The organism is Pseudonocardia xinjiangensis (assembly GCF_050948425.1).
In the GTDB taxonomy this organism is placed as follows: Bacteria; Actinomycetota; Actinomycetes; order Mycobacteriales; family Pseudonocardiaceae; genus Pseudonocardia; species Pseudonocardia xinjiangensis.
Window position 1 is genome coordinate 6,597,521 of the sequence record NZ_CP192009.1, and the last position, 23,107, is coordinate 6,620,627.

General features: G+C 72.2%; 20 protein-coding genes and 1 pseudogene. 9 read left to right on the plus strand and 12 right to left on the minus strand.

The features are described 5' to 3' along the window. Positions 1-28 precede the first annotated feature (28 nt). From ACQPZA_RS30960 to ACQPZA_RS30970, 3 genes are read right to left on the minus strand one after another with little or no spacing between them, the layout of a single operon-like run. Positions 29-862, minus strand: a complete 834-nt coding sequence (locus ACQPZA_RS30960) for a hypothetical protein (protein WP_433275623.1) — start codon at positions 860-862, stop codon at positions 29-31. Continuing rightward, a complete protein-coding gene (locus ACQPZA_RS30965; protein ID WP_433275624.1) occupies positions 847-1,761 on the minus strand; it encodes an ABC transporter ATP-binding protein in 915 nt (304 codons plus the stop codon). Before ACQPZA_RS30965 ends, ACQPZA_RS30960 begins: the two co-directional genes overlap by 16 nt. Positions 1,762-1,775: 14 nt before the next feature. After that, the gene (locus ACQPZA_RS30970) at positions 1,776-2,531 is read right to left on the minus strand and encodes an SGNH/GDSL hydrolase family protein (protein ID WP_169399118.1); all 756 of its coding nucleotides are present in this window, start codon (positions 2,529-2,531) and stop codon (positions 1,776-1,778) included. A 194-nt stretch (positions 2,532-2,725) separates the two neighbouring features. On the opposite strand from ACQPZA_RS30970, the gene ACQPZA_RS30975 reads away from it, so the two are divergent. Beyond that, positions 2,726-4,285 (plus strand): long-chain-fatty-acid--CoA ligase, encoded by a 1,560-nt coding sequence (locus ACQPZA_RS30975; RefSeq protein WP_433275625.1) that lies wholly within the window; start codon positions 2,726-2,728, stop codon positions 4,283-4,285. A gap of 14 nt (positions 4,286-4,299) precedes the next feature. Here ACQPZA_RS30975 and ACQPZA_RS30980 read toward each other — a convergent pair whose 3' ends face one another. Continuing rightward, positions 4,300-5,067 carry an SDR family NAD(P)-dependent oxidoreductase gene (locus tag ACQPZA_RS30980; RefSeq protein WP_433275626.1) on the minus strand — a complete coding sequence of 256 codons (768 nt, stop codon included), beginning with the start codon at positions 5,065-5,067 and terminating at the stop codon, positions 4,300-4,302. A 76-nt stretch (positions 5,068-5,143) separates the two neighbouring features. Here ACQPZA_RS30980 and ACQPZA_RS30985 point away from each other — a divergent pair, with 76 nt between their 5' ends. Beyond that, positions 5,144-5,737 carry a TetR/AcrR family transcriptional regulator gene (locus ACQPZA_RS30985; protein WP_433275627.1) on the plus strand — a complete coding sequence of 198 codons (594 nt, stop codon included), beginning with the start codon at positions 5,144-5,146 and terminating at the stop codon, positions 5,735-5,737. A gap of 12 nt (positions 5,738-5,749) precedes the next feature. On the opposite strand, the gene ACQPZA_RS30990 is transcribed toward ACQPZA_RS30985, so the two are convergent. Next, positions 5,750-6,250, minus strand: a complete 501-nt coding sequence (locus ACQPZA_RS30990) for an NUDIX domain-containing protein (RefSeq protein ID WP_433275628.1) — start codon at positions 6,248-6,250, stop codon at positions 5,750-5,752. A 27-nt stretch (positions 6,251-6,277) separates the two neighbouring features. Here ACQPZA_RS30990 and ACQPZA_RS30995 point away from each other — a divergent pair, with 27 nt between their 5' ends. Then, positions 6,278-6,994: a dienelactone hydrolase family protein gene (locus ACQPZA_RS30995; RefSeq protein ID WP_433275629.1), complete on the plus strand. Its 717-nt coding sequence runs from the start codon at positions 6,278-6,280 to the stop codon at positions 6,992-6,994. 33 nt (positions 6,995-7,027) lie between these two features. Here ACQPZA_RS30995 and ACQPZA_RS31000 read toward each other — a convergent pair whose 3' ends face one another. Both ACQPZA_RS31000 and ACQPZA_RS31005 read right to left on the minus strand, forming a co-directional pair. Continuing rightward, positions 7,028-7,303, minus strand: a complete 276-nt coding sequence (locus ACQPZA_RS31000) for an HNH endonuclease signature motif containing protein (protein ID WP_433275630.1) — start codon at positions 7,301-7,303, stop codon at positions 7,028-7,030. A gap of 50 nt (positions 7,304-7,353) precedes the next feature. After that, the gene (locus ACQPZA_RS31005; RefSeq protein ID WP_433275631.1) at positions 7,354-8,652 is read right to left on the minus strand and encodes a DUF222 domain-containing protein; all 1,299 of its coding nucleotides are present in this window, start codon (positions 8,650-8,652) and stop codon (positions 7,354-7,356) included. 180 nt (positions 8,653-8,832) lie between these two features. On the opposite strand from ACQPZA_RS31005, the gene ACQPZA_RS31010 reads away from it, so the two are divergent. The 5 genes from ACQPZA_RS31010 to ACQPZA_RS31030 all read left to right on the plus strand — a co-directional run bounded on the left by ACQPZA_RS31010 (position 8,833) and on the right by ACQPZA_RS31030 (position 15,801). Beyond that, positions 8,833-9,477, plus strand: coding sequence for a dihydrofolate reductase family protein (locus ACQPZA_RS31010; RefSeq protein ID WP_433275632.1), 645 nt, complete (start codon positions 8,833-8,835; stop codon positions 9,475-9,477). A gap of 156 nt (positions 9,478-9,633) precedes the next feature. Next, positions 9,634-10,665, plus strand: coding sequence for an LLM class F420-dependent oxidoreductase (locus ACQPZA_RS31015; protein WP_433275633.1), 1,032 nt, complete (start codon positions 9,634-9,636; stop codon positions 10,663-10,665). Between the two features lie 82 nt (positions 10,666-10,747). Continuing rightward, positions 10,748-11,530: a hypothetical protein gene (locus ACQPZA_RS31020; RefSeq protein ID WP_433275634.1), complete on the plus strand. Its 783-nt coding sequence runs from the start codon at positions 10,748-10,750 to the stop codon at positions 11,528-11,530. A 192-nt stretch (positions 11,531-11,722) separates the two neighbouring features. After that, the gene (locus tag ACQPZA_RS31025; RefSeq protein ID WP_433283067.1) at positions 11,723-15,526 is read left to right on the plus strand and encodes a multifunctional oxoglutarate decarboxylase/oxoglutarate dehydrogenase thiamine pyrophosphate-binding subunit/dihydrolipoyllysine-residue succinyltransferase subunit; all 3,804 of its coding nucleotides are present in this window, start codon (positions 11,723-11,725) and stop codon (positions 15,524-15,526) included. Positions 15,527-15,618: 92 nt separating this feature from the next. Next, on the plus strand, positions 15,619-15,801 hold the full coding sequence (locus ACQPZA_RS31030) for a DUF6104 family protein (RefSeq protein WP_169400503.1): 183 nt from the start codon (positions 15,619-15,621) through the stop codon (positions 15,799-15,801). A 6-nt stretch (positions 15,802-15,807) separates the two neighbouring features. On the opposite strand, the gene ACQPZA_RS31035 is transcribed toward ACQPZA_RS31030, so the two are convergent. Both ACQPZA_RS31035 and ACQPZA_RS31040 read right to left on the minus strand, forming a co-directional pair. Next, on the minus strand, positions 15,808-16,344 hold the full coding sequence (locus tag ACQPZA_RS31035; protein WP_169400502.1) for a helix-turn-helix domain-containing protein: 537 nt from the start codon (positions 16,342-16,344) through the stop codon (positions 15,808-15,810). Positions 16,345-16,409: 65 nt separating this feature from the next. Beyond that, positions 16,410-17,819, minus strand: a complete 1,410-nt coding sequence (locus ACQPZA_RS31040; protein WP_433275635.1) for an amidase — start codon at positions 17,817-17,819, stop codon at positions 16,410-16,412. Positions 17,820-18,325: 506 nt separating this feature from the next. Here ACQPZA_RS31040 and ACQPZA_RS31045 point away from each other — a divergent pair. Further along, positions 18,326-18,703 (plus strand): annotated as a pseudogene (locus ACQPZA_RS31045) (C40 family peptidase); the annotation flags it as partial. A gap of 914 nt (positions 18,704-19,617) precedes the next feature. On the opposite strand, the gene ACQPZA_RS31050 reads toward ACQPZA_RS31045, so the two are convergent. The 3 genes from ACQPZA_RS31050 to ACQPZA_RS31060 are packed head-to-tail and all read right to left on the minus strand — an operon-like array spanning position 19,618 to position 23,096. Then, positions 19,618-20,043: a hypothetical protein gene (locus ACQPZA_RS31050; RefSeq protein WP_433275636.1), complete on the minus strand. Its 426-nt coding sequence runs from the start codon at positions 20,041-20,043 to the stop codon at positions 19,618-19,620. Continuing rightward, a complete protein-coding gene (locus ACQPZA_RS31055) occupies positions 20,040-22,835 on the minus strand; it encodes an FtsK/SpoIIIE domain-containing protein (protein WP_433275637.1) in 2,796 nt (931 codons plus the stop codon). The genes ACQPZA_RS31050 and ACQPZA_RS31055 overlap by 4 nt, the downstream gene beginning before the upstream one ends. 9 nt (positions 22,836-22,844) lie before the next feature. Beyond that, positions 22,845-23,096 carry a hypothetical protein gene (locus ACQPZA_RS31060; protein WP_433275638.1) on the minus strand — a complete coding sequence of 84 codons (252 nt, stop codon included), beginning with the start codon at positions 23,094-23,096 and terminating at the stop codon, positions 22,845-22,847. Positions 23,097-23,107: the final 11 nt, after the last annotated feature.

Here is a 23,107-nt window from a genome sequence, read left to right on the forward strand (position 1 = left end):
CAGCGGTTCCGGATGCGCCGTACCGGCGTCAGGTGACGTCGCGCCGAGAACCCACCACCCAACCCGTCGCGCCCACCGCCGCCGTCCACACCGCGAGCACCAGCAGCGCGCCCCACCACGGCGGTGGAGCGGTGACGCCGGCCAGCGTCTCGACCAGCCTGCTGCCGATCTGGGGCCCCGCGAGTACGCGGGCCGGGATGTCGTAGATCGCGATGTCGCCCGCGTTGCCCGGGAGGTAGGACGTGAGCCGCTGGAGCGTGACGGAGGCGGCGCTGTTGAGCAGCGCGGAGATCAGCAGCTCCCCGAGCAGCAGGTACACGAGTACGCCGACGAGCCCGCCCACCTGGTTGCCGACCACGACGCCCAGCGCGGCACCCAGCGCCGCCCAGAGCGCGGACACCACCATGCCGATCGCCGTGACGGCGACCAGCGCGCCCACCGAGGGGAACGCGCTTCCGGCCTGACCGGCGACTCCCGCCAGCACCCCCACCAGCGCCACCACCGCGCCGTAGCCGGCCCCGACGACGGCGCTGACGCCCATCGCGGCCAGCTGAACCTGCCACCGCCTCGGTCCCAGCAGGTAGGTGGTGGTGATGGTGCGGTGGCGGAACTCCCCCGCCGTGGCAACGACGCCGTAGCAGGCGGCGAACACCGCGGTCAGGCCGAGCGTGTAGGCGAGCGACCCCAGCAGCAGCGGCAGCCTGCCCCCGTCGTCGGGGATCGCCGCGGTGAACAGGCCGCCGAACACGTTGATGATGATCGAAAGCACCACCGCGGGCACGAGGAGTCCCCACCACAGCTTCGTGGAGGACACCTTGCGCAGCTCGGCGCGCAGCAGCCGCCCCATCAGCCCGCCCGCCACGGTCCGGCGGTGAGCTGGAAGAACAGCTGCTCCAGATCGATCTTCTCCTCGGCCAGGCCGTAGATCGCCACGCCCGCGGCGAGTGCCACGTCGCCGACGTGGACGGGGTCGGTGCCCGCCACCCCGAGGCGCCCGTCGGGCAACGTGTCGATCTCCAGGATGCCGGTGCGGGCCAGCGCGTCGGCCAGCCGGGCCGGCGCCGCACACCGGACCAGCACGCGCGCCCGGCGCGACCCCCGCAGCTGCGCGAGCGGTCCCTGGAACATGCAGCGGCCCTTGCTGATCACCACGAGGTGGTCGACGGTCTGTTCCACCTCGCCGAGCAGGTGGCTGGAGACGAGCACGCTTCGTCCCTGCGCGGCGAAGGCGCGCAGGAAAGCCCGCAGCCACGCGATGCCCTCCGGGTCGAGCCCGTTCCCCGGCTCGTCGAGGATCAGCACCTGCGGGTCGCCGAGGAGGGCCACGGCAAGGGCCAGCCGCTGCCGCATCCCCAGCGAGTAGCCGCCCACCCCCCGGTCGGCGTCAGCCGTGAGCCCGACCGTGCCGAGCACGTGGTCGACCGCGGCGTCGGGCACCCCGATCGCGGCCGCGCAGGCCAGCAGGTGCCTGCGCGCGGTGCGGGCCGGGTGGAACCCCTGGGCCTCGAGCACCGCGCCGACGACCCGCGCCGGATCGGACAGCTCGGCGAACGGCACGCCGTTGACGCGTGCATCGCCCGTGGTGGGCGTGATGAGCCCGACGATCATCCGCAGGGTCGTGGTCTTGCCCGACCCGTTGGGCCCGAGAAAGCCCGTGACGACCCCGGGCTCCACGGAGAACGTCACCCCGTCGACGGCGACGACCGAACCGAACCGCTTGCTCAGCCCCTGGACGGTGACGCGCCCGCTCCGATCGTTCATCCGATCGGAGCGGACTAGCTGGGATCGGGCAGGGCGGGCACCACGGGAAGGGCGGGGTCGGTGGTCGAGGCGATCTCGGCGGGCGGCCCGTCGATCGCCGCGATCACGGCCTTGGCCCATGCGCCGTGCCCGACGTCGCCGAGGATCGCGTGGTCGCGGACGCGTCCCAGGTTGCGGGAGGGCAGCTCCGCGATGCGCAGCTGGTGGCGCGCGGCCTCCTCGCGGATCACGGCGTCGAGAGCCGCGGTCGGCGCGCCGCGCCCGGTGCGCGGGATGGTGCCGATGACGGAGCCGGTGGGCAGCGCGGCGATCACCTGGCGCAGCGAGGTGTCCAGCCCCGGGGTGTGCCGGGCGACGTCCTCGGCGCCGATGATGCAGCTGACGAGCGCAGCCGGCTCCTCGGCGGTGAGCGAGGCCAGCTCGGGGAGCTGGCGGGCGAGGACGTCCGCCACGTCGGCGCCCGCCCGGGACAGGTTCACCACGCGCCAGGCGTCGCGGCGGCGCAGCATCTCGTGGACGACCCCGACGTAACCCACCTCGCGGGTGGTGGCGCCGATCCCCTGGCTGGCCGAGTCGCCGAGCACGACCCACAGCGGTCCCGTGGCCCGGCGGGCCTCCATGTTGGCGGCGGCCCAGTCGTCGGCGTACGCAGCCTCGCGAAGCCTGCGCGCGGAGGCTCCCGGCAGCACGCCACCGAGGAATCTCTCACCTCCCGCCTTGACCCGACGCGCTGCCGCACGCATCTGGGGAACCTGCCGGGGAGAGCTCATGTCGGGACTCCGAGCGGTCGGCGCCTGCTGGTGGCGACACGGGGGGCGAGGGTCGTCACCGTAGCCAGCGGCGGTGATCGTCCACCGAGCGGGTCCCCACGCCGGAACCACCGGGTTCTCGTGATCGCCACACGCCGTTACCATGCGCATCGTCACGGCGAGTGTCCGCCCGCCCACCGTCACCGGGAGGCCGCATGACCAGCCAGCTCACCGATTTCACCTCGACGCTCGCGAGGTGGGAGGCCGAGCGGCCGGACTCGGTCGCGATCCGCTTCGGTGGCACCGCCCGCACCTGGTCCGAGCTGGCCCGCCGGGTACGGCAGAACGCGGCGGCGCAACGCGCGGCGGGACTGCGTCCCGGTGACCGGGTGGCGGTACTCGACTTCAACCATCCGGCCTGCCTCGAGCTCACCCTCGCCTGTGCGCAGATCGGCACGGCGAACGCGGTGGTGAACTTCCGACTGGCACCGCCCGAGATCGTCTACGTCGTCAACGACGCGGCGGCGCGCATCCTGTTCGTCGGGCCGGAGTTCGCCGCGGCCGTGGCACAGGTGCGCGACCAGCTGCCCACGGTCGAGCGCGTGATCCAGGTCGGGGGCGCCGACGACGAGTACGAGGCCTGGCTGGCGGCGCACCGGCCCGATCCGGAGGTGCACCCCGCCGACCCCGACGACTGCTTCGTACAGCTCTACACCTCGGGCACCACCGGTTTCCCGAAGGGCGCGATGCTCACCCACCGCGGCATGCTCGCCCACGCGGAGAACTGCGCCGTCGACTTCCGGATCGACCCGGACGCCCGGGTACAGGTCGCGATGCCGCTCTACCACGTCGGTGGCACCAGCTACGCCCTGATCACGATCTCCGCCGGTGCGCAGATCGTGATGCTGCGGCTGCCGGACCCGGCCACGGTGCTGGAGGTGCTCGAGTCCGAGCGGATCACCCACACGTTCCTCGTGCCCGCACTGATGGCGGTGATGGCCCAGGTGCCCGGGGCCGCCGACCACGACTTCTCGGCACTCAAGGCCGTGACCTACGGGGCCTCCCCGATGCCGCTGCCGGTGATGCGGGCCTGCCTGGAGCTGTTCCCCGGCGTGATGCACCAGGTGTACGGAATGACCGAGGCGTGCGGCGTCGTCAGCGCGCTCGGACCGGAGGACCACGAGGATCCCGCCGTCGCGCACCGTCTCGTGTCCGCAGGCAGGCCGATCCACAACGTCGAGATCGAGATCCGCGACCCGGCGACCGGCGGCCCGGTACCCCGCGGTGAGGTCGGCGAGATCTGGGTGCGCACCCAGCAGCTGATGCGCGGCTACTGGGGCAAGCCGGACGCCACGGCCGCCGCCATCACCCCGGACGGCTGGCTGCGGTCGGGGGACGGCGGCTATGTCGACGCCGACGGGTACGTCTACGTCACCGACCGGATCAAGGACATGATCATCAGTGGCGGGGAGAACATCTACCCCGCCGAGATCGAGCGGGTGCTGGCCGAGCACCCCACTGTCGCCGACGTCGCCGTGATCGGGGTGCCCGACGACCGCTGGGGCGAGGTGCCCAAGGCCGTTGTCGTCCCGGCGCCCGGCTGCGAGGTCGACACCGAGGCGCTGCTCGCCTACTGCCGTGAACGGCTCGCGGGGTTCAAGTGCCCGAAGTCCGTGGACGTGGCGGAGGAACTGCCGCGCAACCTCACCGGCAAGGTGCTGAAGAAGAACCTGCGCGAGCCCTACTGGGAGGGCCGCGAACGCCGGCTGGTGTAGAGCGCCGGTGCGGCTCAGAGGTAGGACTGCACCTCGCCGCCGTCCACGAAGAGCTCGCTTCCCGTCATGAAGCTCGACTGGTCGGACGCGAGGAAGAGCACGGCATTGGCGATCTCCGCAGGCTGAGCGACCCGTCCCAGCGGAAGCTGCTTGGCCATGGCGTCCAGGAGGCCGGGCGCCGCACTCGAGTCGGGGGCGAGGCCACGCAGTCCGGGGGTGTCGGTCGGCCCAGGAGTGACGGTGTTGACGCGGACACCTCGGGGGCCCAGCTCGGCGGCCCAGACCCGGGTGAACTGACGGACCGCCGCCTTGGATGCGGAGTAGACGCCGAAGCCGGCCGTGCCACGGCTCGCCGAGCTGGACCCGGTGATCACGATGGATGCGCCCTCGTTCAGGAGCGGGAGCGCCTTCTGGACCGTGAAGACGGTGCCCCGGACGTTGCTGCCGAACGTCTTGTCGAAGCTCTCCGGCGTGAGATCGGCGAGGGTGGTGATGTCGCCACCGCCGGCGTTCGCGAAGACGACGTCGAGACCTCTGCCGCCCTCCTCGATGACTCCGAACACGCGAGCCAGGTCGTCGAGATCGGAGACGTCGCTGCGGATGGCCGTGACACTGTCTCCGAGGAGAGCGCTCGCGGAGTCCAGTTCCGACTGCCGCCGCCCCGTCAGGTAGACGCGGGCTCCCTCCTCCGCGAAGCGTTTCGTCACCGCGAGGCCGATACCTGTACTTCCGCCGGTCACCAGAGCAGTCTTCTCGTCGAGCTGACCCATTGCCCGTCCCATCGCCGTAGAGTTCTTGACCTTCCGGTCCACAATACGAGTGGTGGACCGATCGGTCAAGAATTACTAGACTGATCCCATGGCCAGACCGCGGCAGTTCGACGAGGAGCGCGTGCTGCTCGCGGTCCGCGACCAGTTCTGGGACGCCGGCTACGCGGCCACCTCACTGGAGGACCTGCTCCGCGTCACCGGGCTGGGCAAGGGCAGCCTCTACGCGGCCTTCGGCGACAAGCGCCGGCTCTTCCTCCGGGCACTGCGCAGCTACACCGACGTCAGCCACGGGTACCTGCGGGAGATGCTCGACTCCACTCCCCGGGCCCTGGACGCGTTGCGGACGTTCGTGATGGCACCGGTGAGCGACGCGGGCGCGGCGCGGCGCGGCTGCCTCATGGCCAACAGCACCTGCGAGCTCGCCACCGCGGACCCCGACGTCCTGACGGAGGCCCGGCGCACCTACGAGGCCACCACCGCCCTGGTCGCCGAGTGCGTCGTGCGGGCCCAGGACGAGGGCGATGTGCCGCCCGATGCCGATCCGATCGAGACGGCGCGCGCCCTGCTCGCCGCCCAGCAGGGGCTCGTGTTCATGGGGCGCACCGGCATGGAGATCGGGACGCTGACGGCGACCGCACGCTCCCTCGTCGATCAGCTCCTGCCGGGCGCCACGACGTCGTGATCCGCCGAGGCGTCAGCGGCAGGGTGCGCCGGGCTCGGAGGACACGGCCGGGTCGAAGCCGAAGCTGACGATCGCCGGCAGGTCCCCTCTCCGCAGGCCCTCCAGCACGAACAGCTCGTGCGGCACCACCGGCTCGGGCAGGTCGTCGAGGCGGTACCAGCGCAGGTCGGCCGACTTGGCCTGTTCCACCCGCCGAGGCTCACCCGTCCAGGTGCGGCAGGAGAAGAAGAAGTCGACGCGCTCGTCGATCGGCTGACCGTTGCCCTGGGTGCGGTGCATCACCGTGAGCGGCACCAGGTCGGCGGGGGTGATGCCGATGCCCAGCTCCTCCTCGGCCTCGCGGCACGCGGCGGCGTACACGGACTCATCGGCCTCGACGTGACCGGCGGCGGCCGCCGCCCAGTGACCGTCGCGGTAGCCCGTGCCGCATCGCAGCTGCAGGAGCACCTCGTCGGTCTCGCCGACGCGCCGGAGGGGCAGGACGTACGCGGCCGGGACGACGCGGAAACTCACGACGGCAGCGTAGTTACGCTGCGGGCCATGGTCAGCTCCCACTACGAGAAGATCACTGCTGCCGACGGCGGTGTCTTCGACGCGTTCTGCGCCGTCCCGGAGACGGGCCCGGCGCCGGGGGTGCTGATCTTCCAGGAGATCTTCGGCGTCAACGACAACATCCGCGGCCTGGCCGAGCGGCTCGCCGCCGCCGGGTACGTGGCGCTGGCCCCCGACATGTTCTGGCGGATCGAGCCCCGCTTCGAGCGCAAGGACGAGTCCGGCATGGCCGACGGCTTCGAGCGTGTCCACCAGCTCGACTTCCAGCTCGCCGGCTCCGACATCACCGCAACGCTCGCCCACATGCGCGCGATGCCCGCCTGCGACGGCAAGGTCGGCGGCGTGGGCTTCTGCCTCGGCGGCACGCTCGCCTACCTCTTCGCCGCCACCTCCCGCGTGGACGGGCAGGGGCCGAACGCCGCGGTCTCCTACTACGGCTCCGGAATCAACGGCATGCTCGGGCTGGCGGAGCAGATCGAGTGCCCGATCCTCTTCCACTACGGCGACCGCGACCCCTACATCCCCGCCGAGGACATCGACGCCGTCGAGCAGGCCATGGCCGGGCGCCCGAACGCCACCGTGCACCGCTACGACGCCGGGCACGCCTTCTCCAACTGGGACGCCCCGTCGATGTACGAGGAGACCTCCGCACGGGTGGCCTGGGACCGCACCATCGAGTTCTTCGACGAGCACCTGCGCCACTGACCCACTGCCCCACTGCCCCACTGCCCCTGGGCCTCAGAAGGGTGGCGGTTCGTCGGCGCCGGCGCTCGTGGCCTCCTTCGGGGTGCGGGGTTCGGTGAGTGGTGGTGGGTCGACGCGGTAGGTGTGGCCACTCGGTGTGGTCCAGAGGATCGTGCCGTCGGGGTACTGGCTCACGCTCCAGCCCGGCATGCCCTTCAACCGGTGATGCGGTCGGCATTTCGGGCCGAGGTTGGCCGCCGACGTCGGACCCTCCCCGGCGACGGGGTCGAAGGGCACGTTGTGGTCGAGGTCGCAGCGGTTCGCGGGCACCCGGCAGCCCGGCCCTTGGCAGTACTGGTGCCGCGCGATGACATGTTCGGTCAGGTGCGGGGGTGGGCGATACCGGGTGGTGCCGTAATCCAATAACGCGCCGCTGAGGGGGTCGTGACCAGGCGGTGCCAGACGCTGTCAGGGTCGGCGGCCAACTGGCGGGCGTGGTCGGCGGGGATGGGGCCGTACCCGGCGAGCTCACCGGGTTCGTCGGAGGCGCCGCGGAGGGTGTCGAGGGGGACGGTGACCCGGATCTGTATCGACACCCTGTTCGTGACGGTGGGGACCCCGCCCGGGGGCGCGAGCCCGGGTAGCCGCTCGGATCCGGGTATGGGCGGCCCGGTCCCTGCCGGAGCACTCTCATCGCGCGATCCGGCGGGATCCGGGTCGGTCGCGGGGCTGGTCGACTTCACCTCGGTGGAGCCGATGCCCGAGGCGACGGTGTCCGCGCCGATCAGGATGGTGGTGTCGGTGTCGGTGTCGGTGTCGGTGTCGGTGTCGGTGTGCGGCGTGGTCGATCGAGGGGCTGCGGGGCGGGCGGCGGACGTGCCGGCCTCCCGACCAGTCCGAGAGGTGGCCACCAGGGTGTTGGGTGCTGCACTGGCGGCCACAGGAGTGGTGGCGGCCTGCTGCGCGGCGGTGCTGCAGAACCCGGTCTCGCGCAGCACCAGGTCGACCAGCGCATCCGCCCGCCGCGCTGCCATGGGCCGTTCATCGGTGCTGCCGCAGCCGCGGGCGTGCTGATCGAGCACCGCGAACACCCCGACCGCCTCGGCGGCCGGCAACGTGGCCGACAGCGTGGCCATCCCATCGCGCTCGGGATACAACACCACAGCACGCTCGCGCCGCTTGCGCTCATGGCGCCGGGCGGCGGCCTCGCTGTCGGCGCGCAGCACCGCGCGGCGCACCGCCGCGCGGAGCTGCCCGGCGGTCTGCTGCGGCGCCCGCGGCAAGACCTTCCGCTCCACCACAGCCGCAGTCGCCGCATCCAGATCAGCACAGCCCTCGGCGATGATCCGCGCCTTCGCCAGCGTGATCGCCCCGGCCTCCAGGGAGGCGAAGACGCCCGGGAACTCCGCCACCAACTGCCGGGCTTCCCCGACCCGCCACGCGGTACCGCCGGGGGAGAGCCGCAGCATCATCCCGACCTCGGCCTGCGCGGACTCCACCGCCTGCGCCGCGGTCAGACCCGCAGCGGGACCGGTCTCGGCGGCCGCGACGAACTGGGTGATCTCCGCATACTGGCGGGCCTGCGCCCAGGCGATGACCTTCTCCCACACCCCGATCCGCTCCAACTGCTCGAACCCGTCCACGGCCGGTCCGGCCTGATCGAGGACCAGCACCGCCATACGCGGGACCACGGCATCGGAGCGACCTCCGCGACGGAATCGAACATGTGTTCGATTTTAGTTGGCAGGTCTGACATACCTGGTCGCAGACCGGTGGCAGTGATGTCGAGACGGCCGGGCCGGCTCCGACTCCCTCCCGACGGCGCCGGACGAGGGCGCCACAAGTGCAGGAGGAACTGCGTGAGTCAGCTGCTGAGAGTGCAGAACTTCAACGTGTCGAGCGACGGGTTCGGCGCAGGCGAGAACCAGAGCCTCGAGAGGCCGTTCGGGCACGCCAACCCCGGCGACATGTTCGCCTGGTGCGGCGCCACGGCGAGCTGGCCCATGCGCACCGAGCCCGGCGGGAGCCGCGGCCTCGACGACTACCTCACCCGGGACTACGAGCGCAACATCGGCGCCGAGATCATGGGCCGCAACAAGTTCGGCCCCCAGCGCGGCCCCTGGCTCGACCACAGCTGGCTCGGCTGGTGGGGCGACGAACCCCCGTTCCGCACCCCGGTGTTCGTGCTGACCCACCACGAGCGTCCGTCGTTCACCCTCTCCGACACCACGTTCCACTTCGTCGACGCCGACCCCGCGGCGGTCCTCGAGCGGGCGCGGGACGCTGCGCAGGGCAAGGACGTCCGGCTCGGCGGTGGGGCCACCACCATCCGGCAGTTCGTCGACGCCGGCCTCGTCGACACGATGCACGTGACGGTCTCGCCGGTGAAGCTCGGATCCGGGTCGCGGCTCTGGGAGTCACCCGACGAGCTGCGTGACCAGTTCCACCTCGATGTCGTGCCGAGCCCGAGCGGCGTGACCCACCACCTGTTCTGGCGAAGGTGACCTAGGGCCCCGAAGTCCCACCCGGCATTGCAGCAAAGCCACGTTGCGGCAACGTGCTTGCATGAACGTGGCTTTGCTGCAACGGGGGGTGCGATCGGCACGGGTGATCGGCGGTGCTTACTTGACTGACCAGTAACCCCTGTGTTGGCTGGTCCTATGCTGCTCTCGACACAACTCCAGTACGGCGACGACCCGATCCGCAACGCGGACGCGGTGGTCGCGATGGAGCAGGCCGGTCTGGACGTCGTGTGGGTGGCCGAGGCGTACAGCTTCGACGCGGTGTCGCTGATGGGATACCTGGCCGCGAAGACCGAGCGGGTACAGATCGGCTCCGGCATCCTCCCGATCTACAGCCGCACCCCCACCCTGACGGCGATGACGGCCGCCGGTCTCGACGCGCTGTCGGGCGGGCGCGCGATCCTGGGCCTCGGCGCGTCCGGTCCGCAGGTGATCGAGGGCTTCCACGGCGTCCCGTACGACAAGCCCGTCGCCCGCACCCGCGAGATCATCGAGATCTGCCGGAAGGTGTGGCGACGGGAGCCGGTCACCAACGAGGGCCTGTACCCGATTCCGCTGCCGGAGGGCCAGGGCACCGGGCTGGGCAAGCCGCTCAAGCTGATCAACCACCCCCGCCGGTCCGACATCCCGATCTGGGTGGCGTCGCTCGGCGACAAGAACGTCGAGATGACGGCCGAGCTCGCGAACGGCTGGCTGCCGACCGTGCTGATGCCGGAGAAGCTGCGTGAGGTCTTCGGGCCGGCGCTGGACGCGGGCACCGCCAAGCGCGCTCCCGAGCTGGGCCCGCTGCAGATCACCGGCGGCGGGATCCTTGCCATGGAGGAGGAGATGTTCGAGCCGGCGCGGCAGCTGGCCCGGGGCATGTTCGCCCTCTACATCGGCGGGATGGGCGCGCGCGGCCGCAACTTCTACAACACCGTGTTCCGCCGCCAGGGCTTCGGCGACGAGGCGACGCTCGTCCAGGACCTCTACCTGGACGGCCGCAAGGAGGAGGCGGCCGCGGCGTTGCCTGCCGACTTCGTCGACAAGGCCACGCTCATCGGCCCCCCGTCGCACGTGCGGGAGCGCATCGAGGCACTGCGGGAGGCCGGCGTGACGCATGTGCACGTGAACCCGGTCGGCAGCGATCCGCTGAAGCTGCTCGCGCAGGTCAAGGAGTGGATCGCCTGAGTGAGGGGGGCCGCCGCAATTGACGGACGGTCACCAAGCCACACTCTGTGTCGAACCCCCTCCACGACCGCAGGAGCGTGCGTTGCTCGACCTAGCCATCGCCGTGTCCGACCGACCGATGGCACCCGACCAGTACCGGTACGTCGAGACTCACGCGTGGTGGCTGGGGACCTTCGGCCCGCACCAGCACCTCACCGAGCACCGGCTCCGGCAGTGGGTGCCCGCCCGACCCGAGCGCGAGTGGGTGCTGGATCGGGAGCTGACGGGCGCGCAGACCTGGTTGACGGGCTCCGCGCAGGAGGCCGCCGACGACGGCTTCGACCTGCGGGACGTTGCCCCGGTCGGACGGTTCCGGGCCCCGTACGGCGAGTTCCGCACCGACGGCAGCATGGAGTTCGACCACTTCTGCGGCCCGGTCACCCCGCGACGCGGCAGCTGGCAGTCGCCCACCCCGCAGTTCATCCAGGGGCTGCCCACGGACTCGGCGGAGCTGCTCGCGCGCCTGCTGGAGGACAACCCGGGCAGCTGGTTCGGTCCGTTCGCGGCGGCCGTCACGGCGCTGCGCACGGCGCTGGTGCCGGGAGAGCTGCGAGCGACGTTCTACCGCGCCCTCACCGGGCTGCCGGGAGTGACGGTGGCGGACCGGGTGCTCAACGTGGACGGCCACGCGTGCCTCGCCATCGTCCACGACGCGGGTCGTACCCGTACCGAGTTGCTGATCGATCCGGCCGACGGCCAGTTCGCCGGGGAACGCGACACGCTCCGGACGGACTCGCGCTGTGGGCTGCCGGAGGGAACCGTGATCAGCACCACCGCGGTCCGCACGGCTGTGGTGGACGCGCCGGGTGACCTGCCCCGCACCTGATCAGGTGTAGGCGGCCAAGCATGCTACGCCTCCCCCGGCGCGCGGTACCCCCTCCTCATCCGGGAGGACTAACCTGGGGTGCAGTCCTCGGCGAGACGATGCGATCCGATCAAGGCGGTCTTCAGCGTGTCCAGCAGTAGTACCTCGAATGCAGCAGGCCAGTTCGGTCCCAATGAATGGCTCGTCGAGGAGATGTACCAGCGCTTCCTCGACGATCCGGACTCGGTAGACCCAGCGTGGCACGAGTTCTTCGCGGACTACCGTCCCACCGACGAGAACGGCGCTTCCAGCAGCAACGGCACACCCACCCCCACCGCCGACCGATCGGCTGCTGCCGCCGCCGCGCCGGCACCCACCCCCACGGCCGAGCCGGCCGAGCCCAGCGAGCGACGCCGCGTCGGCGACCGCAAGGCGATGACGCCGCCGCCCGCGGCCTCCGAGGGGTCCGGCTCCGGGGCAACCAACGGTTCGGCCACGGCGAAGGGCTCTGCTGCTGCACAGGGCGGGGCCGCCGTGAAGGGCGGGCGTGACGCCGGGGAGAAGACCCCCGCCACGAGCTCCGCCACCACCACGGGCGCCTCCGACAAGCCCGCCGCCGGCAGCACCTCCCAGGCGGCGAAGCCCAGCCCGACGAGCGGCGGGGGCAGCTCCACGGCGCTGCGCGGCGCCGCCGGGGCCGTCGTCAAGAACATGAACGCCTCGCTGGCCGTGCCCACCGCCACGAGCGTGCGCGCAGTGCCGGCGAAGCTGCTCGCCGACAACCGCGTGGTGATCAACAACCAGCTCACGCGCACCCGCGGCGGCAAGATCTCGTTCACCCACCTCATCGGGTACGCGGTGGTCAAGGCGCTGGCCGACTTCCCGGTGATGAACCGGCACTTCGTGGAGGAGGACGGCAAGCCCACGGTCGTCCAGCCCGACCACGTCAACCTCGGGCTCGCGATCGACCTCGCGGGCAAGAACGGCCAGCGCTCGCTCGTCGTCGTCTCGATCAAGGGCTGCGAGGCGATGAACTTCGCCCAGTTCTGGTCGGCCTACGAGGACATCGTGCGCAAGGCGCGGGGCGGCAACCTGCAGTCGGAGGACTTCGCCGGCACCACGATCAGCCTCACCAACCCCGGCACGCTCGGCACCAACCACTCGGTGCCGCGGCTCATGACGGGCCAGGGCGCGATCATCGGCGTCGGGGCCATGGAGTACCCGGCGGAGTTCCAGGGTGCCAGCGAGGAACGGCTCGCCGAGATCGGCATCAGCAAGATCATCACGCTGACCTCGACGTACGACCACCGCATCATCCAGGGCGCCGAGTCCGGCGACTTCCTGCGCCGCGTCCACGCCCTGCTGCTCGGCGAGGACGGCTTCTACGACGGGATCTTCCGCTCCCTGCGGGTGCCCTACGAGCCGATCCGCTGGGTGCAGGACATCCCCGACGGCGCCGTCGACAAGACCGCCCGCGTCATCGAGCTGATCGACGCCTACCGCACGCGCGGCCACCTCATGGCCGACACCGACCCGCTGAACTACCGCCAGCGCCGCCACCCCGACCTCGACGTGCTCTCCCACGGCCTCACGCTGTGGGACCTCGACCGCGAGTTCGCCGTCGGCGGTTTCGGCGGCAAGGAGCGGATGAAGCTGCGCGACGTGCTCGGCCTGCTGCGTGACTCGTACTGCCGCACCATCGGCACCGAGTACATGCACATCGCCGACCCCGAGCAGCGCACCTGGCTGCAGGAGCGCATCGAGGTCCCGCACCAGAAGCCCAACCCGGCCGAGCAGAAGTACGTGCTGAGCAAGCTCAACGCGGCCGAGGCGTTCGAGACGTTCCTGCAGACCAAGTACGTCGGGCAGAAGCGGTTCTCCCTGGAGGGCGGCGAGACCGTCATCCCGCTGCTGGACGCCGTGCTGGACAAGGCCGCCGAGCACGAGCTCGACGAGGTGGTCATCGGGATGCCGCACCGTGGCCGGCTCAACGTGCTGGCCAACATCGTCGGCAAGCCGATCAGCCAGATCTTCCGCGAGTTCGAGGGCAACCTCGACCCGGGCCAGGCCCACGGATCGGGCGACGTGAAGTACCACCTCGGAGCCGAGGGCAAGTACTTCCGGATGTTCGGCGACGGCGAGACGGTCGTCTCGCTGGCGTCCAACCCGTCGCACCTCGAGGCCGTCGACCCGGTGCTGGAGGGCATCGTCCGCGCCAAGCAGGACCTGCTCGACAAGGGCGAGGGCGGGTTCACCGTGCTCCCGCTGATGCTCCACGGCGACGCCGCGTTCGCCGGCCAGGGCGTGGTGGCCGAGACGCTGAACCTCGCGAAGCTGCGCGGCTACCGCACCGGCGGCACCGTGCACGTGGTGGTCAACAACCAGGTCGGGTTCACCACCGCGCCGGAGCACGCACGCTCGTCGCAGTACTCCACCGACGTGGCGAAGATGATCGACGCCCCCGTCTTCCACGTGAACGGCGACGACCCCGAGGCGTGCGTCTGGGTGGCCAAGCTGGCAGTCGAGTACCGCGAGCGGTGGAACAACGACGTCGTGATCGACATGATCTGCTACCGCAGGCGCGGCCACAACGAGGGCGACGACCCCTCGATGACGCAGCCGGCGATGTACGACGTGATCGACGCCAAGCGCAGCGTCCGCAAGATCTACACGGAGTCGCTGATCGGCCGCGGCGACATCTCGATGGAGGAGGCCGAGCACGCGCTGCGCGACTTCTCCAACCAGCTCGAGCACGTCTTCAACGAGGTCCGGGAGCTGGAGAAGACGCCGGCGACGCCGAGCCCGTCGGTCGAGCAGGAGCAGTCGGTGCCCGTCGACCTCGACACCTCGGTGTCGGTGGAGGTCGTGCACCGCCTCGGCGACGTGCACGTGGAGCTGCCCGAGGGCTTCACGGTGCACCAGCGGGTCAAGCCGGTGCTGCAGCGGCGCTACCAGATGTCGCGTGAGGGCGGCATCGACTGGGCGTTCGGCGAGCTGATCGCGCTGGGCTCGCTCGCGATGGACGGCAAGCTCATCCGGTTGTCGGGCCAGGACACCCGCCGCGGCACGTTCGTGCAGCGCCACTCCGTGGTGATCGACCGCAAGACGGGTGAGGAGTACTACCCGCTGCGCAACCTCGCCGAGGACCAGGATCGCTTCCTGCCCTACGACTCGGCGCTGTCGGAGTTCGCGGCCGTCGGGTTCGAGTACGGCTACTCGGTGGCCAACCCCAACGCCTTCGTGGCGTGGGAGGCGCAGTTCGGCGACTTCGTCAACGGCGCCCAGTCGATCATCGACGAGTTCATCTCGTCCGGTGAGGCGAAGTGGGGCCAGACGGCCGACCTCGTGATGCTGCTGCCGCACGGGCTGGAGGGCCAGGGGCCCGACCACTCCTCGGGCCGCATCGAGCGGTTCCTGCAGCTGTGCGCGGAGGGATCGATGACGGTGGCGCTCCCCTCGGAGCCCGCCAACTACTTCCACCTGCTGCGCCGGCACGCGATGGACGGGGTGCGCCGCCCGCTGATCGTCTTCACGCCGAAGTCGATGCTGCGCAACCGGGCCGTCGTGAGCCCGGTGTCCGACTTCACCGGCGGCCGGTTCCGCTCGGTGATCGACGACCCGCGCTTCCGCGAGACCGACGGTCCCGCCTCCGGCGTCCGCAAGCTGCTGCTGTGCAGCGGCAAGATCTACTACGAGCTCGCGGCCGCCCGCGACAAGCAGGAGATCGACGACACCGCGATCGTGCGCATCGAGCAGCTCTACCCGGTGCCGGACCGCCAGCTCGCCGCGGTGCTCGAGCGCTACCCCAACGCGGAGGACATCCGCTGGGTGCAGGAGGAGCCGGCCAACCAGGGCGCCTGGCCGTTCTTCGGGCTGGTGCTGCCGGAGATGCTGCCCCGGCTCGTCGGGTTCCGGCGGGTCTCGCGGCGGCGGATGGCGGCTCCCGCGCCGGGTTCGTCCAAGGTGCACGAGGTCGAGCAGAAGGCACTGATCGACACGGCGCTCAGCGACCGGTAACTCGTCGGGATCGGTGCGAGCCGCACGCCGGCGCCCCCACCGGGGCGCCCGGGTGCGGCTCGCACCGTCTAGGCCGCGCTAGCCTGTCCGGCGTGTATTTCACCGACCGCGGCATCGAGGAGCTCACCGAGCGCCGAGGCGAGGAGCAGGTCAGCGTCGAGTGGCTGGCCGACCGGCTCCGGGCCTTCGTCGACCAGAACCCGGCGTTCGAGGACGCGGTGGAACGGCTGGCGAGCTTCCTCGCCCGTGACGACTCCGACGACCTCGAGGACTGAGCGGGGTCAGTAGCCGGGTGGCGTGATCGAGACGACGAACTCGGCCTGCTCGCGGTAGGGGTTGACGTAGCGGTGCGGGAGGCGGGAGTCGAAGTAGCAGCTGTCGCCCACGTCGAGCGCGCGCTCGGCGCCTGCCACCTCGACCACGAGCCTGCCGGCGGTGACGAGCGCGCACTCCTCGCTGGGGTGCGACCAGGGTTCCGCCGCTGACGCCCCGCCCGGCGAGAGCACGCCGTGCAGCACCTCCAGGCGGCCGCGTCCCGGCGAGACGCGGGAGTAGGCGATGCCACCGCCAGGGGACTGCACGTGGATCCGGGCGTCGCTCCGTACCACCGCGACGTCCGCGGGTTCGGACTCCTCGAAGAGGCTGAACAGCGGTACGTCGAGCGCGCGGGCGATCTTGCGGACGGTCACGAGGCTGGGGTCGGCCAGCTCTCGCTCGACCTGGCTGATCAACGCGGTGGACACCGCGGCCCGGCGCGCGAGCTCGGTGACGGTGATGCCACGCGCGGTGCGCAGTGCACGGATCCGGGTGCCTACCACCGCGTCATCCTCCCAGCGCTGCTCCTTCCGGCCGCACCGGCAGCCCTGTCACCAGGCGAGGATCACTACGCAGTGGCGACGGCGGGACGGACGAGCCCGTGGCCCGTGGCCTGCTCGAAGGCCCGGCCGATCCGCAGCAGGCCGTTCTCGCCGCGGCGCGGACCGATGATCTGGACGCCCACCGGCAGGCCGTCGGGCGTGAACCCCGCCGGCACCGACAGCGCCGGGGAGCCCGTGACGGAGATCAGGTAGGCCGAGGCCATCCACTCCAGGTAGTCGCGCATGGGCACGCCGGCCACCTCGGTCGGGTACTCCCACCCGACCGGGAACGGCGGCACCTGGCTCACCGGCGCGAGGAGCGCGTCGTAGCGGCCGAAGAACTCCCGCACGCGCTCCTGCACCGCGGCCTGCAGGGCGAATCCGCGGCCGACGTCGCGCCCGGTGAGCTCCCGACCGGCGAGGATGTTGTCGCGCAGCGACGCCTTGAACGCGTCGGGGTGCTCGTCGAGCAGCGCGGAGTAGGTGGTGTCGAACTGCCACGCCCGCAACGTCCGGAAGGCCTCGTCGGCCCCGGTGAGATCGGGGCAGGCGGGTTCGACCACGCATCCCAGCTCCTCGAAGACGCCCCCGGCCCGCTCGATCACCGCCCGGACCGCCGGGTCGACCGGCACCGCGCCACCGAGGTCGGGGGCCAGTGCGACACGCAGTCCGCGGACGTCGGTGGCCGGCTCGGCGGCGAACGCCGACCCGGGAGTGTCGAGAGCTGCCGGGTCGCGGGGATCGGGTCCGGCCAGCACGCCGAGCAGGAGTGCGACATCGGAGACCGTGCGAGCCATCGGCCCGGTGGCCGAGATGCTCGACCACGGCGCCGCGGTCGGCCACGTCGGCACCCGGCGCAGCGTGGGGCGCAGGCCCACCACGTTGCAGAACGACGCGGGGTTGCGCAGTGACCCGCCCATGTCGCTCCCGTCCGCGAGCGGCTGCATGCCGCAGGCGAGCGCCGCCGCGGCTCCCCCGCTGCTCCCCCCGGCCGAGCGGCCGAGGTCGTAGGGATTGCGGGTCGCCCCGAAGACGGGGTTGATCGTGTGGCTGCCTGCCGCGAACTCCGGCACGTTGGTCTTGCCGATCGTGATCACGCCGGCGGCCCGCATCCGCTCCACGACCAGCGCGTCGCGCGCGGGAACGTTGTCGGCCAGCAACGGCGAGCCGAACGTGGTGCGGATCCCGGCCGTGTCGTGCACGTCCTTGTGCGCCACCGGCAGGCCGTGCAGCGGCCCGACCTCCTCGCCGTGGGCCAGCCGCTCGTCGGCGGCCGCTGCCTCGTCCGCCGCCCGATCGGCGACGAGCGTCACAACCGCGTTGATCTCCGGGTTGCAGCGCTCGATCTGCGCAAGGTGCGCGGCGAGCACCTCGCGGGCCGATACCTCCTTCTCCCGCAGCATCCGAGCGGTTTCGCGCGCGTCGGTGAAGACCATGCCGTCATCGTGCCCCTGCCGAACCCGCGCTGTCGCGGTGGTGACGGATTGCCGACAGGTTTCCCGGGTTGCGGCGACCGGTCTGGCGCACGGGTGGCGGCGAGGGCACGATCGGGCTACGTGATCAGGGACAGAGGAAGCGAGTCGTGACGACGAGGAACCGCCGTTCACCTGTCCGCGCGACGCCCGTCGGGATTCTCGTTCTGCTCACGGGCACGCTGCTCGCCGTCCCGTCCGGCACGGCGCCCGCACCTGCGCCCGGCGTCACCCCGTCGGTTGCGACGTCGGCCCCGGGCCCGGCCGCCACGGTGCCGGTCCGGCCCGTTGCCTCGGGCTCGCGGATCATCGGGGGCCGCCATGGCGGTACCGGATCGGTGGCTCTCGGGCTCCCGCTCGCGGACCTCACGGCTCCGGGCAGCGTCGCCCCGCCCGCGGCCCGGCCGTCCACAGCCGCGCTTCCCGCCGTCCGCACACCGGCGCTGCCGAGGATCACCACCACGGCGAAGCCCGGCACCGCGGCGGCCGTGGCGATCGCCTTCGCGCTGGCCCAGCGCGGCCTGCCCTACGTGTGGGGCGGCGACGGCCCGCAGGCAGGCGAGGCGGGCTTCGACTGCTCCGGCCTCACCACGGCCGCCTACGACTACGCCGGCATCTCGCTGCCCCGCACCGCGCACACGCAGTACTACGAAGGGCCGCACGTGCCGGCCGGCGCCCCGCTGGAACCGGGCGACCTCGTGTTCTACGGAGTGCCCCGACGCGTGCACCACGTCGGGCTCTATCTCGGCAACGGCCGGATGATCAACGCTCCGACGTTCGGGAAGCCGGTGCGCACGGCCTTCGTCCGCTACCCGGGCGACGACTACCTCGGCGCCACCCGCCCCGCCGCGGGCCGCGACGCGCCCGGGCTACTGCACCAGCCGGACCTGCCGGTGCCGGTCCCGCCGGTGCCTTCCCCCGAGGTGCCGCCCGCTCCCACCGAGTTCATGGCCCCACCGGCCCCGGACGTGCCCCAGCTCGCCGCCACCCCCACCGGCGCCCCGGCGGACCCGGCGGCGGCCGGCTCACCGACTCCGACCAGCGCCACCGGCCCCGCCGCCGCGGAGAGCGGCGTCGCGCCCACGAGCCCCGGGGCCACCCCGCCGACCGGCACTGCCACGACCGCCCCGCCCGGCGGCACCACAGCCACCGCCCCGGCCGACGCGACCACGACGGCCACCCACACCGACCCACCGCCGAGCGCTGCAACAACCACCGCGCCCGGCCGTGCCCCCACCACAACCACCGCGCCCGCCGGCGCTGCCTCCCCGAGCACCCCGCGGGCCGCCGGCCCCTCCACGACGACGCCGAGCACGGCCACTCCGACGACCGCGGCGACGACCAGCGCTCCGGCACCCACGACCGGCTCATCGCGCGGCACGAACCCGGCCCCCGCCCCCAACACCCTGGGCCTCCCGGACGGCCAGACGCTGCGGCTGGTCAAGGCCCCGCAGGGAGGGGACGGGTTCCCCGCCGCGCCGTCGCGGCCCGGCACCGCGGCGATGGTGCGCTCCGGCGCCACCACCGTGATCACCCTGCCGTCGGACGCGGGCACCGTGGGGCTCACGCGGGGCGGCACCATCCGGCTGACCGACGCCGACGGCAACCCGGCCGAGCTGGACGTCCGGGACCAGCGCACCGTCGACGCCTCCACGGCGGCCGACCTCGTCGCCGCCGGCCGCCGCCAACTGCTGCTCGTGGTGCCGCGCGCCGACGGCGAGGTGCTGGTGGTCACCGCGAGCTGAGGGGCTCGCGGGCGTGTTCAGCGGCGGGGGAACCCGAAGCGCCTGCGGCGCACCGCCTCCTGCAGGTCGGCCGCTCGGCGGCCGACCTCGGCGTCCAGGGCGGCGAAGTCGGCGGCGTCCACACTCAGGTCCGGTGCGGGCTTGGGTCGCAGCTGCAGCCACGACTCCACCCACAGGGCCTCGAGAGCCGCCTCCCAGTGCAGCTCGACGATGAACCTGCTCACCGCGGCACGCTCGGCTGCCAGCTGGAAGTTCTCGTCGAACCGCACCAGCTCCCTGGCCAGCTCCGCGGCCCGCGCCCGGTCGCGCTCACGCATCGCATCGATCGCCTCGGTGATGCCGGAGAGAACCTCCTTGTACTCCCGAGCGGCCTTCTCCTGGACGCCCCGGTGCTCGGCTGCGCCGCCGGGCGGCCGTTGCTCCCCGGGCCCCCCAGCGCTCACGGCTCCTCCAATGACGGCACGATGACCACTTCCGGCGCCGCGTGCTGTGCGCGGTCGAAGAACAGCCCCCGGCCCGGCCGGGGGGACCAGCTGATCGCCATTCCGGGCGCCAGCGCCTGCAGCTCGGAGCCCTGCACGTCCAGGGCCACCCACGCGCCGAGGTCGTCGACCGAGGCACTCATCATGAGCAGCGCGCGCAGCCGCTGCACGCTGCGCCACCAACCCAGCACGTGCACACCGGTCTCCGGGCCGAAGCGCAGCAGCTTGCGCATGGACTCGGTGCCCTCGCGCTCCAGCTTCGTGTCGGCGGCGTCGGCGGCGTAGAGCACCAGCAGGACGGGGCGGTGGGGACCGCCACCCCCGAGCCGCTCGGTCACCTCGGCGGCGAGCGCGTCGACCCGTGCCCGGACACCGTCGAGCGCCACGGTCGTCGTGGCGTGGCCGGCCGCCCGGAAGAGCTCCGACAGCCGGACGGCGTGCTCGACCGCCTCCGTCACGAGTGGCGCGATCAGCACGTCGACCTCGCCGGGCCGGAACTGGCCGGCGAGCGAGCCCGCCGCCGCCCCGAGCACCTGCACCGCGTCGCGGCCGACCGAGGCGAGAACACCGAGGTTGCGCCCGGGCACCGCGGGCAGCGGGACGGCGGCGGCGCTTCCCGCCACGTCGATGGACTGCCCGACCAGCGCGCGTGGTGCGGTGTCCCCGGCACTCCGTGCGGAAGGAGTCCTCCCGGTGAGCTCGCCGACGAGGTCGGCGAAGCGGGGAGCCCGGCTGCCGTCGAACAGCCGTGGCTCGGCCCGGCCATCGTGGGCGTGGCGCTCGTACAGCTCCCGCTGCACCGCCTGGACACCGGAGGCGGCAACCGGCGTCGCCCCCTGGGCGCCCTTCCCGGTGGCGTCCGGGATCCGCACGATCTCGTTGCCGTGCCTCATCCCGGACTCGTGGTTGAGCACGGCGTGCCAGCGCGGGAGATCGAGGGATGCGTCGTTCAGGTCGGCGAGCACCCGGCGGGCCCGGGGCAGCGCGATCCGGAGCACGAACTGCTCGAAGATCGCGGCGCGCCCCCAGAACGCCTCGATCCCGGAGACGTCCTGGCTGGCCAGCACGAGGTGGATGCCCTGGGACCGGCCACGGCGGGAGACGTCCTCGAGCAGGATGGTGGCCGCCCTGGTGACCGCGTCGCGTTCGGCGAACAGGTACTGGAACTCGTCGATCACGGCGACGATCCGCGGCCAGCGCCCCCCGGGATCGGCGGCGCGCAGCTCCTCCAGCTTCGTCACCTCGTGCGACTTCGCGGCCTCGGCGCGACGGCGCATCTCGTCGGCGAGGAACTGCAGCAGCGCCAGCCCGAACTCGCGGTCGGTGTTGATGTTGACGCCGACGAGGCGGGCGTGCGGGAGCCAGGTCTGGTCGCGACGGCCCGGGGCGAACTGGGCGAAGGAGACGCCCTCCTTGAAGTCAAGCAGGTAGAACTCCAGCTCGTCCGGGCTGTAGCGGGCAGCCATGGAGCTGATCATGGTGAGCATCAGGTTCGTCTTGCCCGAGCCGCTCGGGCCGCCGATCAGGGCATGGGGCGAGGCATCGGCCAGCACCATGTCCACCGCCCGCCCGTCGGTGAAGCCGATCGGGGCGCGCAGACCGGCAGCCGAAGGGAACCCACCCCGCTTTGCCGGCGAGGGCAGCAGGTCGGCGAAGGAGCCCATCCGGTTCTGCCAGTTCTCGTGCTCGTCGGCGATCGCGTGACAGGCGGCGGTGACCGCACCGGACGCGAGCCGGGGCTCCGGCTCCACCGTGACGTAGGGCCCGGCCATCGACGTCGAGGCGAGCCCTTCGTCGTCCAGGCGCACCGTTTCCATCGGCGCGTTCACCGTCATGGGCACGTCGAGCAGCACGAGCTGGACGCCACAGGCGAGACCGCCCCTGGCCACGCGCTGCAGCTGGCGGTGGTCGTCCTCGCGCAGCGCCGACCGGTTCCCCACCAGCACCGCGACGATCCACGGCTCGCCGCGCACGCCTGCCGCCTCCGCCAGCGCACGCAACGAGGGGTGGCCGTCGACGAGCACCCGGGTGTGCACCCGGCGGATCCGGTCGGACAGCTCCTCGAGCAGCTGCGGGAGCCGGCCCGGGTCGTGCACGGTGAGCAGCCCGGTGCGCGTGAGCGGGTAGAGCCCGGGCAGCGCGCCCGTGAACTGCCCGACGTCCCAGACGTGCAGCTGCACCACGCCGGGCCGGAAGTAGCTCATCACCCTCATCAGCAGGTTCTCGAGCATCGCCTCGGCGGTGACCCGGCTGCCGTGGGTGGAGGTGATCTGGAGGTGCGACTCGTCGAGCAGGGGGACGGCGACGGGGAAGACGGGGCTGCCCGTCCCGATCCCGCCGGTGCCGATGGTCCACAGCGACGGCACAGGCCCAGCGGCGTCGACCTCGCCGATGTGGCCGAGCCACTCGGCCGGGTCACGACCCGCCGAGCCGGGCGCCGCGTCCGCGAGGATCTCGGCCAGCCGCGCCGGCCCGGTCTCGAGCCACGGCGCGACGGCGGCAACCCGGTCAGCGCGCATTCGTTCGACAGGACGAGCCAGCTGGGGGTTGTCGAACAGGCCGCTCAGCATGGGGTCGAGCAGTGCCGCCTCGAGCCCGTCCCTGCGCAGCCACATCTCGACCATGGCCTCGGCGTGCGCCTGCGCGGCCGCGTCCATCGCGCCGTCGGCCGCACCGAGCGCCCGGGCCACGGCGCCGCAGAACTCGTCGAACGCCTCGGCGATGCGTTCGCGCCGGTTCGGTCCGCGGGCCACTCCCGCCCCCTACAGCCGGGCGTTGATGTCGGAGACGGCCGCGGCTCCGGTGGAGATCAGGCCCAGCCCGCGCTCGAGCTCCTCGGCGGCGCGTCGCAGCTCGACCGGCACGAGCGGCTCCGAGTGCTGCTCGCCGAGGCCGGAGAGCACGGCGACGGCGTCGGCGATGCGGGCGCGCGCGACATCGGCGTGCTGGTAGGCCTCGACCATCTGCTCGGCCGCACCTGCCAGCACGGCCCGGATCTCCCCGAGCTCACTCATCGTGATCGTCC

Coding starts and splice junctions, on each gene's coding strand:
- ACQPZA_RS30965 (WP_433275624.1), bottom strand. CDS start 1,761: ATGAACGATCGGAGCGGGCGCGTCACCGTCCAGGGGCTGAGCAAGCGG.
- ACQPZA_RS30970 (WP_169399118.1), bottom strand. CDS start 2,531: ATGAGCTCTCCCCGGCAGGTTCCCCAGATGCGTGCGGCAGCGCGTCGG.
- ACQPZA_RS30975 (WP_433275625.1), top strand. CDS start 2,726: ATGACCAGCCAGCTCACCGATTTCACCTCGACGCTCGCGAGGTGGGAG.
- ACQPZA_RS30980 (WP_433275626.1), bottom strand. CDS start 5,067: ATGGGACGGGCAATGGGTCAGCTCGACGAGAAGACTGCTCTGGTGACC.
- ACQPZA_RS30985 (WP_433275627.1), top strand. CDS start 5,144: ATGGCCAGACCGCGGCAGTTCGACGAGGAGCGCGTGCTGCTCGCGGTC.
- ACQPZA_RS30995 (WP_433275629.1), top strand. CDS start 6,278: ATGGTCAGCTCCCACTACGAGAAGATCACTGCTGCCGACGGCGGTGTC.
- ACQPZA_RS31005 (WP_433275631.1), bottom strand. CDS start 8,652: ATGGCGGTGCTGGTCCTCGATCAGGCCGGACCGGCCGTGGACGGGTTC.
- ACQPZA_RS31015 (WP_433275633.1), top strand. CDS start 9,634: ATGCTGCTCTCGACACAACTCCAGTACGGCGACGACCCGATCCGCAAC.
- ACQPZA_RS31025 (WP_433283067.1), top strand. CDS start 11,723: ATGTACCAGCGCTTCCTCGACGATCCGGACTCGGTAGACCCAGCGTGG.
- ACQPZA_RS31040 (WP_433275635.1), bottom strand. CDS start 17,819: ATGGTCTTCACCGACGCGCGCGAAACCGCTCGGATGCTGCGGGAGAAG.
- ACQPZA_RS31060 (WP_433275638.1), bottom strand. CDS start 23,096: ATGAGTGAGCTCGGGGAGATCCGGGCCGTGCTGGCAGGTGCGGCCGAG.